Annotated in this window: 9 protein-coding genes; 4 read left to right on the top strand and 5 right to left on the bottom strand. The window is 68.5% G+C overall.

Going from position 1 to position 17824, the window contains the following annotated elements:
* Positions 1-24 precede the first annotated feature (24 nt).
* Positions 25-954 (top strand): 2-hydroxyacid dehydrogenase, encoded by a 930-nt coding sequence (locus U5798_RS33090; RefSeq protein WP_322084458.1) that lies wholly within the window; start codon positions 25-27, stop codon positions 952-954.
* 21 nt (positions 955-975) lie between these two features.
* On the opposite strand, the gene U5798_RS33085 is transcribed toward U5798_RS33090, so the two are convergent.
* Together U5798_RS33085 and U5798_RS33080 are read right to left on the bottom strand one after the other, a co-directional pair.
* Positions 976-1344 carry an NUDIX hydrolase gene (locus U5798_RS33085; RefSeq protein ID WP_322084457.1) on the bottom strand — a complete coding sequence of 123 codons (369 nt, stop codon included), beginning with the start codon at positions 1342-1344 and terminating at the stop codon, positions 976-978.
* Between the two features lie 131 nt (positions 1345-1475).
* Positions 1476-3440, bottom strand: a complete 1965-nt coding sequence (locus U5798_RS33080; RefSeq protein WP_322084456.1) for a Xaa-Pro dipeptidyl-peptidase — start codon at positions 3438-3440, stop codon at positions 1476-1478.
* A gap of 556 nt (positions 3441-3996) precedes the next feature.
* On the opposite strand from U5798_RS33080, the gene U5798_RS33075 reads away from it, so the two are divergent.
* Complete coding sequence (locus U5798_RS33075; protein ID WP_322084455.1) at positions 3997-4809, top strand: hypothetical protein; 813 nt, start codon at positions 3997-3999, stop codon at positions 4807-4809.
* A gap of 26 nt (positions 4810-4835) precedes the next feature.
* Here U5798_RS33075 and U5798_RS33070 read toward each other — a convergent pair whose 3' ends face one another.
* Entirely contained in the window at positions 4836-6104 is a 1269-nt protein-coding gene (locus tag U5798_RS33070; protein WP_322084454.1) for a lipoprotein-releasing ABC transporter permease subunit, read from the bottom strand.
* Between the two features lie 283 nt (positions 6105-6387).
* Here U5798_RS33070 and U5798_RS33065 point away from each other — a divergent pair, with 283 nt between their 5' ends.
* Positions 6388-12384: an MG2 domain-containing protein gene (locus U5798_RS33065; RefSeq protein WP_322084453.1), complete on the top strand. Its 5997-nt coding sequence runs from the start codon at positions 6388-6390 to the stop codon at positions 12382-12384.
* Between the two features lie 54 nt (positions 12385-12438).
* Positions 12439-14850: a penicillin-binding protein 1C gene (gene pbpC, locus U5798_RS33060; protein WP_322084452.1), complete on the top strand. Its 2412-nt coding sequence runs from the start codon at positions 12439-12441 to the stop codon at positions 14848-14850.
* Positions 14851-14875: 25 nt separating this feature from the next.
* Here the strand turns inward: pbpC and U5798_RS33055 are convergent, their stop codons facing one another.
* Complete coding sequence (locus tag U5798_RS33055) at positions 14876-16282, bottom strand: methyl-accepting chemotaxis protein (RefSeq protein ID WP_322084451.1); 1407 nt, start codon at positions 16280-16282, stop codon at positions 14876-14878.
* A gap of 238 nt (positions 16283-16520) precedes the next feature.
* Positions 16521-17591, bottom strand: a complete 1071-nt coding sequence (locus U5798_RS33050; RefSeq protein ID WP_124456427.1) for a porin — start codon at positions 17589-17591, stop codon at positions 16521-16523.
* Positions 17592-17824 lie beyond the last annotated feature (233 nt).

Genomic DNA, 17824 nt, shown 5'->3' with positions numbered 1-17824 from the left:
TCCTGCCTGTGGACACTTGCTGACATGAAGCCCGAGTTGCTGGTCCTCATCGCATTGCGCGGCGACGCGCAGCGCGAGATCGCCGCGTCTTTCGACGTGCGCCATGCCCCGACGCCCGACGAACGTGCACGCGCGATCGCCGAACACGGCAGCACGATTCGCGCGGTGCTGACCAACGGCAGCACGGGGCTCACCGCCGCCGAGATCGACCGGCTGCCGCAACTCACGTTCGTCAGCGCGCTCGGTGCCGGCTACGAGCATATCGACGTCGCGCATGCGAAGGCGCGCGGCGTCACGGTCGTCACGGGCGCGGGCACCAACGACGATTGCGTTGCCGATCACGCGTTCGCGCTGCTGCTCGCGGCGGTGCGCAACGTCGTGCAGCTCGATGCGAAAACCCGCGCGGGCGTGTGGCGCGACGGACTGTCGATGCCGCCGAACGTGTCGGGCAGGAAGCTCGGCATCGTCGGGCTCGGCAAGATCGGCGAGAAGTGCGCGCGCCGTGCGGCGGGCTTCGACATCGAGATCGGGTACCACAACCGCTCGGAGAAGCCCGTGCCGTACCGCTATTTTGACCGGGTGGATGCACTCGCGCAGTGGGCCGATTTCCTGATCGTCGCGACGCCGGGCGGCGCGGGCACGCGTCACCTGATCGATCGCACCGTGCTCGACGCGCTCGGCCCGGGCGGCTTTCTCGTCAACGTGTCGCGCGGCAGCGTTGTCGATACCGCTGCTTTGGCAGACGCGTTGCGCGAACGGCGCATCGCGGGCGCGGGGCTCGACGTGTACGAAGGCGAGCCCGAGCCGCCGCGCGCGCTGACGGATTTCGACAACGTCGTGCTGACGCCGCACATGGGCGGCTGGTCGCCCGAGGCGCTCGACCGGTCGGTGCAGCAGTTTCTCGACAACGCGGCGCGGCATTTCGCGGGGCAGCCGGTGTTGACGCCGGTGTGATTGCCGAAGGGCGGGCGCGAATCAGCCCGCCTGTCTGCAGAACTCCCAATAGAAATCCGGCAGGTTCGCCGGCTTGCCGCCATCGAGGTCGATCCAGCCGAACTGGTTGTGCTCGTCGCTCAGGACGATTTCGTGCCGATCGACCCGACACTCGAAGCACACGATGAGCACGCGCTTGCCCGGCACGACCTCGCACGAGCGGCTCGCCACGTAGCGGATCGCCGAGGCGACGATCCCGCATTCCTCCTGTAATTCGCGCGCGACGGTTTCCTCGAGCGATTCGCCGGCTTCGGGCCAGCCGCCCGGCAACTCCCATTCGTCGCGTGGATTGCGCAGGAACAGGACCGAGCGTCCGTCACGGACGATGGCTTTCGCGCTGAGGGGGATCATGAAGGTGCACCGTTGGCGTTCGACTTTCGCAGCGTAGCGCAGGTGTCCCGTTTCTGCAGCGATCCCCCGCCTGCGCCGACGGGCGCGCAGGCGGGGGCGGCCGTGCCGTCATGCCGGCAGCCGGCGTGCGACTACACGCCCGCCGATGGCGAAGCCAGCGGCACCGTCACCGACGTGCCAGCCGGATCGAGCGTCAGGCCCGTGCCGGGCGTCGGCCGCAGCGTCGCCTCGTAATCGCTGGAGAGGACGACGAGCCCGAGCCGGTGGCCGGCTTCCAGCTTGTAGTCGCGCGGCATGAACGTCAGCTTCAGGTCATACGGCAGGCCGGGCAGCACCGGCTCCGACAGCCACTCGGACAGCCGGTTGCGCGGGTCGGTCCAGGCGCGCGTGACGATCGTGGCCGTGCCGTCCGGTGCGCGATCGACCAGCAGCGCCGTGACGTTGGCGACGCCGGTGAAAGTCAGCCTGACGCGTGCGGTCGCGGCGCCGGACAGGCGTGCTGCCGCCGTCAGCGGGGCCGTCTCGAAACGGCTGCGGTTTTCGCCCGTCGGCGTGTTCGCCAGCGTGAGCGCGGGAATGCGCGCATCGTCGGTGAACCGCGTGAGCGGGCCGCCGCTTGGCAGCCGCAGCAGCGTGCCGGTGCTGGCGCCGTCGCCGCCCGCGAAGTACGTGACCGGCGTCGCACGGCGCGCGGCCCAGTCGGCTTCCTTCAGCAGCGTGCCGTCGGCCTGCTCGATCACCGCGCGCGGATCGCCTTCGACGCCGTTGTTGTAGCCGATCAGGTAGCGCGTGAACCAGCGGTTCACCTCCGCGGTCCACGCTTCGCCCATCGCCGGCACGCGCGTCGGATCGGTGTGCTTCAGGCGGTGCAGCCACAGCTGCGTCGGCACGCCCTGGCGCCGCATCGCGAGATACCACGACGTCGACTGGTCGACGCGCACGTTGTCGTCGGTCAGCCCCTGCGCGACGAGTGCCGGTGCGACCGCGAATCCCGTCGGGATGTCGCGCGCGGCCCAGAACGGCGAATAGTCGCCGGTCTTGCGGTCTTCCTGCTGCAACGCTTCGTCGATCAGGTGCGTGCAGCGTTCCGGATGCGCGTTCGTCAGCAGCGCCTTGATGTACACGTCGACATCTTCGCCCTGATAGCCTTCCGGCGCGCGCACGAGCCCGCCCGAGCGGTAGTAGCCGTACATGTTCGTCAGCCCGGCGATCGGCACGATCGCGTCGAGCCCGCGCGTGCGCAGGCTCGCGACCATCTTCGGCAGCGTGCCGTCGTACGACACGCCGTACATGCCGACGTGGCCCGTCGACCAGTTCGCGACGACCGTCTTGCCGTTCGCGTCCTTCGCGGTCGCGTCCCGGCCGAGCCAGCGGATCACCGACGCCATCGCGACCGATTCGTCGCGCGTCAGGATCGTCGGGCAGCCGTCCGAGCCGGCGGTGCCGAGCGAATCCGCGTAGACGATCGTGAAGCCGCGCGGCACGAAGTAGCTCTCGATCCACGAGCGGCCGGCGGCAGCCGCCTCGACCTGCTGCAGCATCCGCGACTGCGGCGCGGCGGCCAGGATGCGGGTGGACGCCGATGCCGGTGCGCCGGCGGCCGCGGCCGGATGCGGCGTGCCGTCGAGTTCGACGTCGACGTCGTGGTCGGGGCTGTCGGCGAGTCCTGCATAGTACGGGCTCGCGAGCACGATGACGGGCGTGCGCGCGCCGTTCGCGGTTTCGGACGGCCGCACGATGCGCACGTGGATGCGGTCGCGTGTGCCGTCGCCGTCGGAATCGACCGGCGTGTCGACCCAGGCGTTCTCTTCGATCGTGCCGCCCGACAGCGACGGCTGCACCTGGCCGTTGCTGATCACCGGCTTGTAGCGACCGTTGCTGGCCGGATTCGCGTACGGGACGCCGGACGGCGACACGTGCGACGCGAGCGACTGCGAATCGGCCGCCGCTGCGGCGGCCCCCTCCTGCTGGCCCTGCGCGAGTGCGGATGCACCCGCCACGCTGCCGCCGTCGTCGCCGCCGCATGCGGCGAGCGTCGTGGCGGCCACGAGCGCGGGAAGCCACGCGCGCCGGAATCCGGTTCGATGAATGTTCATTGAATCGACCTCGTCTCTTGTGATTGTCTGGAACCGGCACGGCTCGCGATACGCCCCCTGCGGCCTGGCCGGGTACTGCGTCGGATGAAGCGGAACTGCACCATCAAAAGCGGCGGGCGGGACGGATGAGGATCTCGCCCGGTGCCGGCGCGCGTCAGGCGGCGCGCATCCGGCCGGCGTCGAGGCGAGCGGATCGCCCCGAACGGAAATCGTCAGTGCGGCGGCTCGCTTAGAATGCAGGAGTACGAATCAAATACGGGCATGCCCGAGCTTCCTTCAGGTTTCGGATGAAACGGAACGGCACGATGCGATGAGGCGGGAATGTTGCGAACGGCGGTGCTGCAACGGCAGGAAAGCGCGACGCGAGTCGGCACGGCTGGCCGGATTGCTTTCCGGAAGCTTGCGCAAAAGTTATCCCAGTGAAATCTTCATGTCAAACTTTTTTAGCCTAAATCAAACAAAGTTTCGGTGGGGGTGCGGCATGCGCGCTTAACTTCCCGGCAATCCGTCCGTAAACAGGGAAAAACAGGCTGAAAACGAGAGAGAAAAGAGGGCAATGACGATACCGGTTACGGCGGCGGGCGGCCTTACGCTCGCGCAAATGGCGCAGGCGGCGCTCGACGGGCGCGAGACGCCGGACACGACGGTGTCCGGCGCGCAGCAAGACGAGCCGATCAGCGTCCGGGCAATCGATCCGCAGGCGCTGCAGGCTGGGATAACGAAACAGCTGTCGATGGTGGGCGACCTGACGTTGAAGCTGCGCGGCGTCACCGATGCGCTCGCGACGAGCCTGCAGGACATCGTCGCGAAGCGGCCGGACTTGGCCGATGCGCGGTTCGACTTCATGACCGACGACGGCCGGATCAAGGTCGTGTCGAAGACGATGACGGACAGCGATCGCGCATGGGTCGAATCGACGCTGAACGCGAACGCCGGCCTCGTGCGTGCGACGCGCGATTTTCACGAGCAGGCCGTCGATATCGCCGCGCAAGGCGCGGCCGTGCGCGGCGACACGTTCACGGACAGCGACCGCGCGGCGGCGAGCCAGGGCGCCGATGCGCGCTTTCACTTCATGAGCCTGCTCAACCGGTCGGTCGCGGACAACCCGCCGCCCGTCGCGCCCGGCGGACACTTCACGACGCAGGACGGCACGACGCTGACGATCGAGCCATCGGCCGGTACGGCGCGCGGCACGCTGGCGCTGCTGAACACCGCGCGCCAGCTGTCGTCGGGTGCGGCGATCTTCGTCGACGCATCCGGCAACAAGTCCTACGGCATGCGCGTGGAACTCGTCAACGTCGGCTTCGACGTGCTCGCCGGCTACACGCCCGACGGCGGCAACAGCGTCGGCTTCCACGAGATCGCGTAACGCCGCGCCGATTGCGCCAATCGCGCCTATTCGTCGCGCAACGCCTCGGCCGGCCGCACCCGCGCGGCGCGCCAGCTCGGGTATAGCGTCGCGACGCACGACATCAGGAATGCGGCCGCGGCGATCTCGATCACGTCGACCGCCGCGAGCTTCGACGGCAGCGAGCTGAGGAAGTACACGGACGGCGTCAGGAAGCGGATGCCGAGCAACTGTTCGATCGCCGGCAGCACCCACGGGATGCTCACCGCGATCGCGCAGCCGAAGGCGACGCCCGCAAGCGTGCCGGCAAGGCCGATCGTCATCCCCTGGATCGCGAAGATCTTCATGATCGACCGCGGCGGCGCGCCGAGCGTGCGCAGGATCGCGATGTCGCCCTGCTTCTGCGTGACGGTCATCACGAGCGACGACACGAGGTTGAATGCGGCGACCGCGACGATCAGCATCAGGATCAGCGACAGCATCCGCTTCTGCAGCCGCTCGGCTTCGAACCACGTACGGTTCTGCCGCGTCCAGTCGCGGATATACAGGTTGCCGGACAGCGTGCGCGACAGCGCGAGCGCGATCTCCGGCGCGCGCTGCAGATCGTCGATGCGCAGCCGGATGCCGGTCGGCGCGTTCACGTTGGACAGTTGCTGCGCGTCGCGGATGTGGATGTACGCGAGCGCGCTGTCGTACTGGTAGTGGCCCGACTCGAACGTGCCGACCACGTTGAACTGGCGAAACCGCGGCAGCGCGTCGCCGAGGCGCGCGGTGTTGCCGGGCGCGAAGAACGTGATGCGGTCGCCGATCTTCACGTGCAGCGCATCGGCGAGCGCGGCGCCGAGCACGATGCCCATCTCGCCGGGCACGAGCGCGTCGAGGCGGCCGGTCTTCAGCTTGCGCGCGATCTCGGATACGCGCGGCTCGAGCACCCGATCGATGCCGCGCAGCGCGACGCCCGTCACGCTGCCCGCGTTCGTCAGCAGCGCCTGCGCGTCGACATAGGGCGCGACGGCGCGCACCGCCGGGTTCTGCAGCGATTCGTGCGCGGTCAGCCGCCAGTCGGGCATCGAGCCCGACGGTGAGAAGATTTCCACGTGCGCGAGCACCGACAGCATCCGGTCGCGCACCTCGGTGCGAAAGCCGTTCATCACCGACAGCACGACGATTAGCGCGGCCACGCCGAGCGCGATGCCGGCCATCGCGGCGCCGGCGATGAACGATACGAAGCCGTCGCCGGCCGAGCGCCGGCCGCCGCGCGCGTAGCGCAGCCCGATCTGCCATTCGAACGGGAGTTTCAAGCGGTTTCCTTTCATTTCGATTCGATCCTGCCGAGCCGCGCATTCTAGCGAACGCGGCGCGACCGTGGGCAGAGGTTGCGCCGCGGCCCGAAATCCGCCCGACCGGCCGGTCGTCGGGCGGCGTTGCGCGCCGGCACACCGATATTTCCATCGTTTCGGGTCTGATCGATAATGGCGGCCAGCATCCGGTCGAACATACCAAGCAATACGGCGCAACCGGGCCGCGCCGTCACAGACCCATAACAATTCGGGGAAGGTTGCCGCATCGGCAGCATGTCCTTGACAAGGAAATAACAAGATGGATTTGCTGCGCTTCCTGCTGCTCCTGCCGATTCGTGTCGCAGGCTTCGTCTGGTGGCTGCTCGGCTGCGCGCTGCGGCCGCTGGTCGGCGACGTGTCGTGGACGGCGCCCGCGTGGATGGGCGTCACCGCCGCGGCCGTGCGCCGCCGTCCGTGGCATGCGGGCGGCCTCGTGCTGCTCGCGGCCGCGCTCGGCTACGGCGGCTATTGGTTCAAGCACCGCCCGAAGCCGCCCGAGCCCGAAACCGTCAGCTTCACCGTGAAGGCGCCGGCGATCACGACCTACGAGGTCGACGACACCGACAAGCCGAAGATCACCGTGCATCCGCTCGAAGTGGCGTTCGCGCAATCGGCCGCGCCGATCGAGCGGGTCGGCAAGCCCGCTGGTGACGGGATCGAGATGACACCGGCGCTGAAAGGCGCGTGGGAGTGGGCCGACGACAAGACGCTGCGCTTCACGCCGGCGGCCGACTGGCCGGTCGGCGCGCACGTCGAGGTGCGTTTCGCGGTGCACCGCGTGTTCGCGCCGCAGGTGGTCATGCGCGACGATCGTTTCGCGTTCGACCTGCCGGCGTTCGCCGCAACATTCGGCAACAACGAGTTCTACCACAACCCCGACAATCCGGCGGAGAAGCAGGCGCTGCTGCAGTTGCGTTTCAACTACCCGGTCGATCCGGCCGAATTCGAGAAGCGCATCGGCCTCGTGCTGGTCGGCCGCGACGGCAAGGCCACGTCGCCGCTGCGCTACACGGTCAACTACGACAAGATGAAGACGAGCGCGTGGGTCTACTCGCAGCCGCTCGAGATCCCGCGCGATCCGCTGTCGGTGCGGCTCGACGTCGACAAGGGCGTGAAGAGCGCGCGCGGCGGCAACGGCACGCCGGACGTGCTGCATGCATCGGTCGGCGTGCCGGGGCTCTACAGTTTGTCGATCGGCAACGTCGCGCCGACGCTCGTCGACAACGAGCGCTACGAACCCGAGCAGGTGCTCGTGGCCGAAACGTCCGACGGCGTGCGCAGTGCCGATCTCGCCGCACGCGCGAAGGCGTGGGTGCTGCCGAAGCGCAAGCCCGGTGTCGAGCAGTCGGACGACGATCCGCCCTACGAATGGAACGTGGCCGACATCAGCGACGCGGTGCTGAAGCAGTCGAAGCCGCTGCCGCTCGAAGCGGTGCCCACCGAGAACGATTTCGCGACGCTGCAGAGTTTCAAGTACCACGCGACGCCGGGCGACCGCGTCGTCGTCCGGTTCGAGGGCGACCTGAAATCGGCCGGCGGCTACCTGCTCGGCAAGCCCGTGACGAGCGCATTCACGGTGCCCGACTATCCGAAGCTGCTGCGCTTCATGGCCGACGGCTCGCTGCTGTCGATGAGCGGCAGCAAGCGGCTGTCGGTCGTGTCGCGCAACCTGCCGGGGATGAAGGTCGAGATCGGCCGCGTGCTGCCCGACCAGATCCAGCATCTCGTGAGCTTCAACAACGGTACGTACGCACGTCCCCAGCTGTCCTATTCGTTCAGCGAGGACCACATCGTCGAGCGCTTCGTGCAGACGCGCGCGTTCCCGGCCGGCGAGCCCGGCCGTGCGCATTACGAAGGCATCGATCTCGGCCAGTACCTGAAGGGCGGCAAGCGCGGCGTGTTCCTGCTGCACCTGTCGAAGTACGATCCGGCGGCCGAGAAGAAGAAAGCCGACGATGCGAAGGATGGCGATGCATCGTCCGGCGACGGCAGCCAGGATGCGTCCGACAACGCCGATTCGGGCGACAGCAGCGGTAACGGCGACGACAGCGACAACGCACTCGGCGATACGCGCCTGATCGTCGTGACCGATCTCGGGATGCTGGTCAAGAAGTCGCTGGATGGCAGCCAGGACGTGTTCATCCAGTCGATCCGTACCGGCAAGCCGGTTGCGGGTGCAACGGTATCGGTGCTTGCGGTGAACGGGCAGGCGCTGTTCACGCAGACCACGAGCGCCGACGGCGTCGTGCATTTCCCCGCGTTCAAGGGGCTCGACCGCGAGAAGCGGCCGCAGCTGTACGTCGTGAAGAAGGACACCGACCTGTCGTTCCTGCCGGTGGCCGGCCGCGACCGCCAGCTCGACTTCTCGCGCTTCGACGTCGACGGCGAGCGCAATGCGACGGGCCAGGGTCAGCTGTCCGCGTACCTGTTCTCGGATCGCGGCCTGTACCGGCCGGGCGATCCGTTCCACATCGGCCTGATCGTGCGCGCGGCCAGCTGGGCGCGCAGCCCCGCCGGCGTGCCGCTGCAGGCGGAGATCGTCGACCCGCGCGGCATCACCGTCGAGCGCAAGCCAGTGACCGTCGACGCGACGGGATTCACCGAGCTCTCCTATACGACCGCCGAGACGGCGCCGACCGGCACGTGGACGGTCAACCTGTATATCGTGAAGGACGGCCAGCCGGGCGCCGAGCCGATCGGCAGCACGACCGTGCAGGTGAAGGAGTTCCTGCCCGACCGGATGAAGGTCGACGCGAAGCTGTCGCAGCAGGTCGTCGAAGGGTGGGTGAAGCCGAAGGGGCTGAAGGGCCTCGTCGATGCGCAGAACCTGTTCGGCACGCCGGCCGAGAAACGCCGCGTCGCGGCGACGCTGACGCTGCGCCCCGTGTGGCCGTCGTTCCGCAGCTGGCAGGGCTATCACTTCTTCGATGCACGCCGCGCGAAGGAGGGCTACACGACGACGCTGCAGGACGGCACGACCGACGACAAGGGCCATGCCGAATTCGACCTCGATCTCGACAAGTACGCGGACGCGACCTACCAGCTGTACTTCCAGGCGAAGGCGTACGAAGCGGAAGGCGGCCGCAACGTCGCCGCGAACGCGCAGACGCTCGTGTCGAACAACGACTGGCTCGTCGGCTACAAGTCGGTCGACGACCTCGGCTACGTGAAGCGTGCCAGCCCGCGCACGGTGCGGCTCGTCGCGATCGACCCGGGCGCGAAGGCGATCGACGTGAAGGACCTGCGCGCCCAGCTCGTCGAGGAACGCTACGTGTCGGTGCTGACCAAGCAGGACTCCGGCGCGTACAAATACGATTCGCGGCTGAAGGAAGTGCCGGTCGACGAGAAGCCGCTGGCGATTCCGGCGGCCGGGCTCGACTTCGCGCTGCGCACCGATAAGCCGGGCAGCTATGCGCTCGTGATCCGCCGCGCGGACGGTACCGCGGTGAACCGGATCGAGTATTCGGTCACGGGCGCCGCGAACGTCACGCGCTCGCTCGACCGCAACGCCGAGCTGCAGGTGAGCCTCGCGAAGCACGACTTCAGGCCGGGCGAGCAGGTGGAAATCGCGATCCGCGCGCCCTACGCGGGCAGCGGCCTGATCACGATCGAGCGCGACAAGGTGTATGCGCACGCATGGTTCCATGCGGATACGACGAGCTCGATCCAGCACATCACGGTGCCGGCCGGTTTCGAAGGCAACGGCTACATCAACGTGCAGACCATCCGCGATCCGTCGTCGGACGAGATCTTCATGAGCCCGCTGAGCTACGGCGTCGTGCCGTTCTCGGTGAACCTCGACGCGCGCCGCAACGCGGTGAGCGTCGATGCGCCGGCACTCGTGAAGCCGGGCGACACCGTCAACTTCACCGTGCATTCGGCGAAGCCCGCGAAGGTCGTCGTGTTCGCGGTCGACGAGGGCATCCTGCAGGTCGCGCGCTACAAGCTCGGCGATCCGCTGAAGTTCTTCTTCCGCAAGCGGATGCTCGAAGTCGGCACGTCGCAGATCCTCGACCTGATCCTGCCGGACTTCGAGAAGCTGATGGCGATGGCCGCGCCCGGCGGCGACGCCGACGACGCGATCGGCCGCCAGCTGAATCCGTTCAAGCGCAAGCGCGACAAGCCGGTCGTCTACTGGTCGGGGATCGTCGGCGTGAACGGCGACACGCGCCTGAGCTACACGGTGCCCGACTACTTCAACGGGAAACTGCGTGTGATGGCCGTGTCGGTGTCGCCGGACCTGGTCGGCACGTTCGAAGGCGCGACGACGGTGCGCGGCGATTTCGTGCTGTCGCCGAACGTGCCGACGACGCTGGCGCCGGGCGACGAGGCCGATGTCAGCGTCGGCGTCGCGAACAACCTGACGGGCGTCGGCAACCAGCCGGTGCCGGTCGCGGTCACGCTGAAGACCGGCCCGCAGCTGCAGGTGATCGGGCCGGCGACGCAGAACGTCGTGCTCGCGCCGCAGCATGAAGGCGTCGCGCTGTTCCGCGTGAAGGCGACCGATATGCTCGGCTCGGGCGCGCTGTCGTTTGGTGCGCGCTACGGCGCGAAGGGCGCGCAGCAGCGCGTCGACGTGTCGGTGCGGCCGGCCGCGGCGTTCCGCACGCAGCTCGACATCGCGCGCGTCGATCCGGGCAAGAAGGCCAGCGTGCCGAACCTGCGGTCGATGTACGACGCGTACGCGTCGCGCGACGCGAGCATCTCGACCGCGCCGCTCGTGCTGTCCGAGGGGCTGTCGTCGTATCTCGTCAACTTCGACCACTATTGCAGCGAGCAGATGGTGAGCGCGGTCGTGCCGCGCGTGTTCGCGGCGAAGTGGCTGTCGGTGCGCGCGCTGACCAGCGCGATGCACGCGCCCGAAGCCGGCACCGATGCGGCGAACGCGAGCGCGATCGCGCAGTTCCTCGGCGTGCTGCGCAGCCGGCAGAACGCGCAGGGCGGGTTCGGGTTGTGGAGCGCGACGCCCGATGCCGATCCGTTCGTGTCCGCGTATTCGATGCACGTGCTGCTCGATGCACGCGATCGTGGCGTTGCGGTGCCCAAGGACATGCTCGACGCGGGCAATGCGTATCTGCAGAAGCTCGCCGCGAACGACTCGCTCGGCTCGCTGGACCTGCTGCGGCAGCGCGCGTACGCGGTGTACCTGCTGACGCGCCAGGGCAACGTGACGACCAACAGCCTCGCGGCCGTGCAGAAGCGGCTGCAGGATGCGTATCCGAAAGACTGGAAGAGCGATCTCGCGGCTGCGTGGCTCGCCGCGTCGTATCAACTGCTGAAGCAGGACAAGGAGGCCGCCGCGCTGATCGCGGGCCCGCAGGCGTTGCTCGAACGCAAGCGCGCGTCCGACGGCGATGACGCGACGGGCTACTACATCGACCCGCTGACGCGCGACGCGAGCGTGCTGTACCTGCTCGCGAAGCACTTCCCGGAACGTGTGAGCAAGCTGTCGCCGCGCGCGATGGACAACCTCGCCGCGCCGCTCGTCGACAACCGCTACAACACGCTGTCGTCGGCGATGACGATCCTCGCGCTCGACGCATATGCGGCGTCGAATGCGGGCCAGCTCGACCAGCTCGCGATCGACGAGGTGCGTGCGGGTGCCGGCGCGAAGGACGTGTCGTCGATCCACGCGAACCTCGTGCGCTCGGGCACGTGGGCGGCCGGCGCGTCGCGCGTCGACTTCGTGAACGGCAGCACGTTGCCCGCGTGGTGGGTCGCGAGCCAGTCGGGCTACGATCGCGGCACGTCGACGAAGGCGATCAAGAACGGGCTGGAGATCGTGCGCGACTACACCGACACGAACGGCAAGCCGCTCGACAAGATCACGCTCGGCCAGGAGATCGACGTGCACCTGAAGATCCGCGCGACGGGCTCCGCGAACGTCGGCAACGTCGCGATCGTCGACCTGCTGCCGGGCGGCTTCGATCCGGTGATCGCGCCGCCGCCCGTGACCGACGCACAGGACGGCGACAGCAACGGCGGCACGCCGGCGCCGGTGGCCGATGCGCCGTGGCGTTCGCCGATCGGCGTGACGGGTTCGACGTGGCAGCCGCAATTCGCGGACGTGCGCGAGGATCGCGTGGTGATCTACGGCACCGCGACGACCGACGTGCGCGAATTCGTCTACCGGATCAAGGCGAGCAACGCGGGCCGCTTCATTGCGCCGCCTGCTTACGGCGAATCGATGTACGACCGCCGCGTGCAGGCGCAGGCGCCGGGCGGCATGGCGCTGACGGTGGAGCGCGTGCGATGACGAGGTGGCTGCAGCGGCGTTGCCGGCCACGTCGAAAGCCGGGAGCATGCGCGCGTGGCTGAAGCATCCAGGCTCCGGCGCGCGCTGCACGGCGCCGGCCGCTGGCTGCATCGCTGGCAGAACTGGCTCGTCGGCGTGCTGCTCGTGTTCGGCGCGCTGGCCGCGTGCCGGTTGTGGCCGCATCCGCCGCTGCGCGACTGGAAGCCGTCGTCGGTTGCGGTGACGGACGCGCAGGGCCGGTTGCTGCGCCTGACGCTCGCGAAGGACGACCGCTACCGGCTGTGGGTGCCGCTCGACCGAATGTCGCCGCAGCTCGTCGAGGCCGTGATGCTGCACGAGGACCGCTGGTTCTGGTGGCATCCGGGCTTCAACCCGTACGGGCTCGCACGCGGCGCGTGGATCACGTACGTGCGCGGCGGCAATCCGCAGGGCGGGTCGACGCTGACGATGCAGCTCGCGCGCTCGCTGTGGAAGCTGAACACGCGCACGCCGGCCGGCAAGCTCGCGCAGGTCGCGCGCGCGATGCAGCTCGAACTCTTCTACTCGAAGCGGCAGATCCTCGAAGCCTATCTGAACGACGCACCGTACGGCCGCAACGTCGAAGGCGCGGGCACCGCGAGCGTCGTCTATTTCGACCGGATGCCCGATGCGCTGACGCTGCCCGAGGCGCTCGCGCTCGCGGTGATTCCGCAGGACCCGGCGCGGCGCGTGCGCGGCGGGCAGGACGAAATCAACCGTGCGCTGGCCGTGTCGCGCAACCGGCTGTATGCGCGCTGGCTGACGAAGCATCCGGGCGATGCGACGCTGAAGCCGCTGTTCGCCTTGCCGCTCGCGATGCGACCGCTGTCCGCGCTGCCGTTCGACGCACCGCATGCGGTCGGCCAGGCGCTCGCCGCGCGCAGTGCGTGGCGCACGACGTCGGGCGGCGCCGCGGAAGACGGCGGCGAAGGAGCGCGGCTCGTCACGACACTCGACCTCGACCTGCAGCGCACGCTGGAGCGGCAGATCGCACGCTATGTCGCGCGCAACGACACGCGCGGCGTGCGCAACGCAGCGGCCATCCTCGTCGATACGCGCGACATGGGCGTGAAGGCGCTGGTCGGCTCCGCGAACTTCTTCGACCGTTCGATCGACGGGCAGGTGAACGGCACGCTCGCGCGGCGCTCGCCGGGCTCGACGCTCAAGCCGTTCATCTATGCGCTCGGCTTCGACCAGGGCGTGCTCCATCCGCAGACGGTGCTGCGCGATGTGCCGATTTCATTCGGCCCGTATGCACCGGAGAATTTCGACGGCCACTTCCTCGGGCCGATCACCGCGACCGACGCGCTGAACCGCAGCCGCAACGTGCCGGCCGTGTGGGTTGCGTCGCAGCTCAAGTCGCCCGACCTGTACCAGTTCCTGCAGGAAGCCGGCGTGCGCCGCCTGGCGAGCGCGCAACATTACGGGCTTGCACTCGTGCTCGGCGGCGGCGAGGTGACGATGCAGGATCTCGCGGCGCTGTACGCGATGCTCGCGAATCGCGGCGAGTTCCGGCCGCTGCGGCTGCGCGCGGACGAGCCGGCGCCGCCCGGCCGGCGCCTGCTCAGCGCCGACGCGAGCTACATGACGATGGACATGCTGCGCCAGCACCCGCGCCCCGACGAGACCAGCGGCGCGCAGCCGTCCAGCGTGCCGGTGTACTGGAAGACCGGCACGTCATGGTCGTTCCGCGATGCGTGGACGGCCGGCGTGTTCGGCCCGTACGTGCTGGTCGTGTGGGTCGGCAATTTCGACAATTCGACGAATACGGCCTTCGTCGGCGTCGATGCGGCCGCGCCGCTGTTCTTCCAGGTCGTCGACGCGATGAATGCCGAGCGCACGCTCGTCGAGCCGCCGCGCGCGGTGCCGCCGCGGCTCAAGCGTGTGCGGATCTGTCTCGCGAGCGGCGATCTGCCGAACGAGTGGTGTCCGCAACAGGGCTGGACGTGGTTCATCCCGGGTACGTCGCCGATTCGCGTGAGCACCGTGCACCGGCCGGTCGTGATCGACGACGCGACGGGAAAGGCCGCGTGCCCGCCGTACGACGGCAAGCGCACGCATACGGAGATCTTCGAGTTCTGGCCGTCGGATCTGCAGCAGGTGTTCGCGCAGGCCGGCATTCCGCGCCGGCGGCCGCCGCAGAATGCGGACTGTCGCGATGCGGGGCAGGTCGAAGGCGATCCGCCGCGCATCACGTCGCCGCTGCGCGGCAGCACATATGCGATGCGCGTGAAGAGTACGGAGGAGACGCGCATCGCGTTCAACGCGACGGCCGATGCGAGCGCGCATGCGCTGTACTGGTTCGTCAACGATGCGTATGTCGGCCGCAGTACGCCGGGCGACGCGTTGTTCTGGCAGCCGCGGACGGCCGGCAACTATACGGTGCGGGTGGTCGATGACCACGGGCGCAGCGACCAGCGGCCGCTGGGGGTGGGGCTGGAGCAGTAGGCGCGGCCGGCCCGGCCCCGCCGGTTCAGACGCTGTAGCCGATCCGCAGGACACCCCACGGCCGTCCGCCGACGACGATCGGCGCGGACACGTCCTTCATCAGCACGAACTGGCCGTTGCCCATGTCGCGGCGATAGGTCTGCAACAGGAACGGCTTGTCATGCGCCACGGACATGCGCGCCGTCCGGTCCGTGTAGATCCGGCGGTTCCGGCAGTTCGCCGCGTTCCAGGCTGCGTCCGCGCGTTGGGGCAGCGAGAACTTCCGGTTGTGGGTCGGCAGGTAGCACTGCCGATCGAAGCTCGCGCAATAGACGACGCGTGCGTCGACGTCGAGCACCGGCTCCTGGACGGCCGGCAGCACGCGATCGGTGAATGCCGTGAAGCGCGTCATGAACTGCTGCGGGTCGGTGCCGGGAATCGGTTCGTAGTGCGTGTCGAACAGCGCGTCGAGTGCGATATCGCCACGGCCGACCGCGTCCTCGAAGAGTTTGCTGATCGCGGCGGCCGTGTTCCGCGCGGTGTCGATCAGGCGCGTGTCGGGCGATTCGATGCCGGTTGCAGCGGTGAGTTCGATCAGCGTCTCGGAGACGGTCAGCAGATTGCCGAGCCGGTCCTTGGCCTGCGAGAAGTTGTCGGCCGAGTTCTCGACGCCGGACGCCATTTCGCCCACCTGCTCGTCGAGACGGTGGCACTGCGCCTCGATCTCGTCGGTCAGCGACGCGATCTGTTCGGCTTCACCCGCGAGCTCGGTGATCGCATGGCCGGTCGCGTGCACGACCTCGCCGATCGTGCGCGTGCCCTCGCGCACGCGATGCGCGCGCGCGGCGTTGTCGGTGCCTTCCGCGAGCAGGTGTTCGGTCTGCTCGGCGAGCCGCGCGAGGGTCGTCTCGATCTGGGCCGTCGCCTGCCCGGTCTTCGCGGACAGGTTCTTGACCTCGGCCGCGACGACCGCGAAGCTGCGGCCCGACTCGCCGGCGCGCGCGGCCTCGATCGCGGCGTTCAGCGCGAGCAGGTGGGTCTGGCGGGCGATGACGGAGATTTCTTCGGACACGGCCCGCACGTGACCGAGCGCATCGCGCAGCGCGCCCATCTGGTCGCTGATCGTGGTGACGCCCTCGACGAGGCCGTGAATGTCGGCGAGCGAAGCCTCGATCGTCTGCTGCGACTGCCGGACGGCATTCGACGCGTTGGCGCTGACGTCGCGCACCTGCTGCGCGGCCTCGGCGATCCGGTGGTTGCCGCGCAGCGTGAGGGCGGCCGATTCGCGCAGCGTGTGGCAGACCTCGGCCTGCCGGGCGACGCGGGCCGCGACTTCCTCGACGTGGCCCGACACGTCGCAGATCTCGATGCCGAGCCTGCCGGCCTGCTCGGCGATATCGCCGACGAGCGCGCGAGACGAACGGCGGCCGCGGCCGATTCCGAAGAAGTTCACGTTGGTGGGTCTCCTTGAGATCATGCGCGCCGCGTTCCCGGCGGATGTTGGGCGTGCCTTCCCGACTTGACGGCCGCGCGGCCGCGGACTTGAGGTCGGGTAAACATCGAGATCGGTATGCCGGGCGGCCTGACCGGCACCGGGCAAGGCGCGTTTGCGCCACGTTTCCGTGGCGGCCGCGCCGCGATGCGGAGCCGGACGCGCGGCGCGCGGCGGCCGCCCGTGCACAGGCGCTGCGTCAGAACACGTGATGGATGCCGGCGTTGACGCCGACCGTCGTGCCCGGCAACCCGTACAGCGCGCCGCCCGTGATGCCGAGGCCCGTATTCATCGCACCGTGGTTGTTGACGACGCCGACCTGCGCATACAGGCCCGTTCGCTTCGACAGGCTGTAGTCGGCGCCGATCGCGGCAAGCAGCGAATGATTGTGCGAATCGTTGCGGTCGGTCGTGTACCACGCGCCGGTGTTCAGATCGAGCGCCGGCGTGACGCGATAGTCGAGGCCTGCGCTGTACACGTTGTTGCTGAACGAGCCGGCGACCTTGTAGCTCGTGAACGACGCCTTGCCGGTGACGGGCCCGAACGTATAGGCGGTACCGATCGTGCGGCCGACGAACGCGACGGTGCTCGGAACCGGTGTCGGCGTCGTGCCGCCGTTGCCGTCGTAGAGTGCCGCATTGAGCATGAAACCGCCGTTCGTATAGGTGACGCTGCCGGAATACTGGCGTCCCGCCTGGAAGTCGCCGGCTTTCCCGCCGAATCCGAACATCGCGCTCGCCGTCAGCCCGGCGATCGTCGGGCTGGTGTACGAAATCGCGTTCGGGTTGAAGAGCCCCGTGACGAGCACGTTGTCGACATACGGAACCAGTGCCGCGCCGAAATGCGAGACGTTGCGCGGATCCGATCCGAGTATCGCCAGCACGAACGGCGAGAACTGCAGGCCGACCTTCGTTTCGCCGAATCCGCCGTCGAACCCGACCCACGCCTGGCGGCCGAAGAAGTTGCCGTTCGAATGGCCGAACGCGCCGTCCGTGATGTTGAAGCCGCTTTCCAGCTTGAATCTCGCGTGCAGCCCGCCGCCGAGATCCTCGGTGCCCGTGATGCCGAAGTTGGTCGGCGTCATGCCCGTGTCGGTCAGCGCGAACTGGCGTCCGGCGTTGCCGCCGGTCGCCGCATCGAGCGATCGGCTCGTATAGAGCAACGCGGCATCGAGGTCGCCGTACAGCGTGACGCTGCTCTGCGCGAAACTGCTCGTGCTTGCCGCCGCGCCGAGCAGCGCCGCGCAAATGGTCCATGTCCTGCTCTTCATCGTCTGTCTCCGTTTTTTGAGTGTTGTAATACGTACGACTAATTAAAACTTCGATGGCGGAGTCGATGCTGGCCGCCTGCATGCCGTGCCGTCGGGGAACGCACGGCGCTGCTTGTCGTCGGCGCGAAGGCGGCCGCGAGCCCGACGTGGGAAGCGGGCAGGCGGCCGTGCTTCGGTGCCGCGGTGAAGCGATGCGCCCGCCGTGGCGGGCGGTGTTACATCGAGCGGTTCAA

This window comes from Burkholderia sp. BCC1972 (assembly GCF_905339605.1).
GTDB lineage: Bacteria > Pseudomonadota > Gammaproteobacteria > Burkholderiales > Burkholderiaceae > Burkholderia.
The sequence above is the reverse complement of the archived record's forward strand: the minus strand, read 5'-3'. Positions and strand labels throughout refer to the sequence as shown.

Coding starts and splice junctions, on each gene's coding strand:
- U5798_RS33085 (WP_322084457.1), bottom strand. CDS start 1,344: ATGATCCCCCTCAGCGCGAAAGCCATCGTCCGTGACGGACGCTCGGTC.
- U5798_RS33075 (WP_322084455.1), top strand. CDS start 3,997: ATGACGATACCGGTTACGGCGGCGGGCGGCCTTACGCTCGCGCAAATG.
- U5798_RS33065 (WP_322084453.1), top strand. CDS start 6,388: ATGGATTTGCTGCGCTTCCTGCTGCTCCTGCCGATTCGTGTCGCAGGC.
- U5798_RS33050 (WP_124456427.1), bottom strand. CDS start 17,591: ATGAAGAGCAGGACATGGACCATTTGCGCGGCGCTGCTCGGCGCGGCG.
- U5798_RS33070 (WP_322084454.1), bottom strand. CDS start 6,104: ATGAAAGGAAACCGCTTGAAACTCCCGTTCGAATGGCAGATCGGGCTG.
- U5798_RS33080 (WP_322084456.1), bottom strand. CDS start 3,440: ATGAACATTCATCGAACCGGATTCCGGCGCGCGTGGCTTCCCGCGCTC.
- U5798_RS33090 (WP_322084458.1), top strand. CDS start 25: ATGAAGCCCGAGTTGCTGGTCCTCATCGCATTGCGCGGCGACGCGCAG.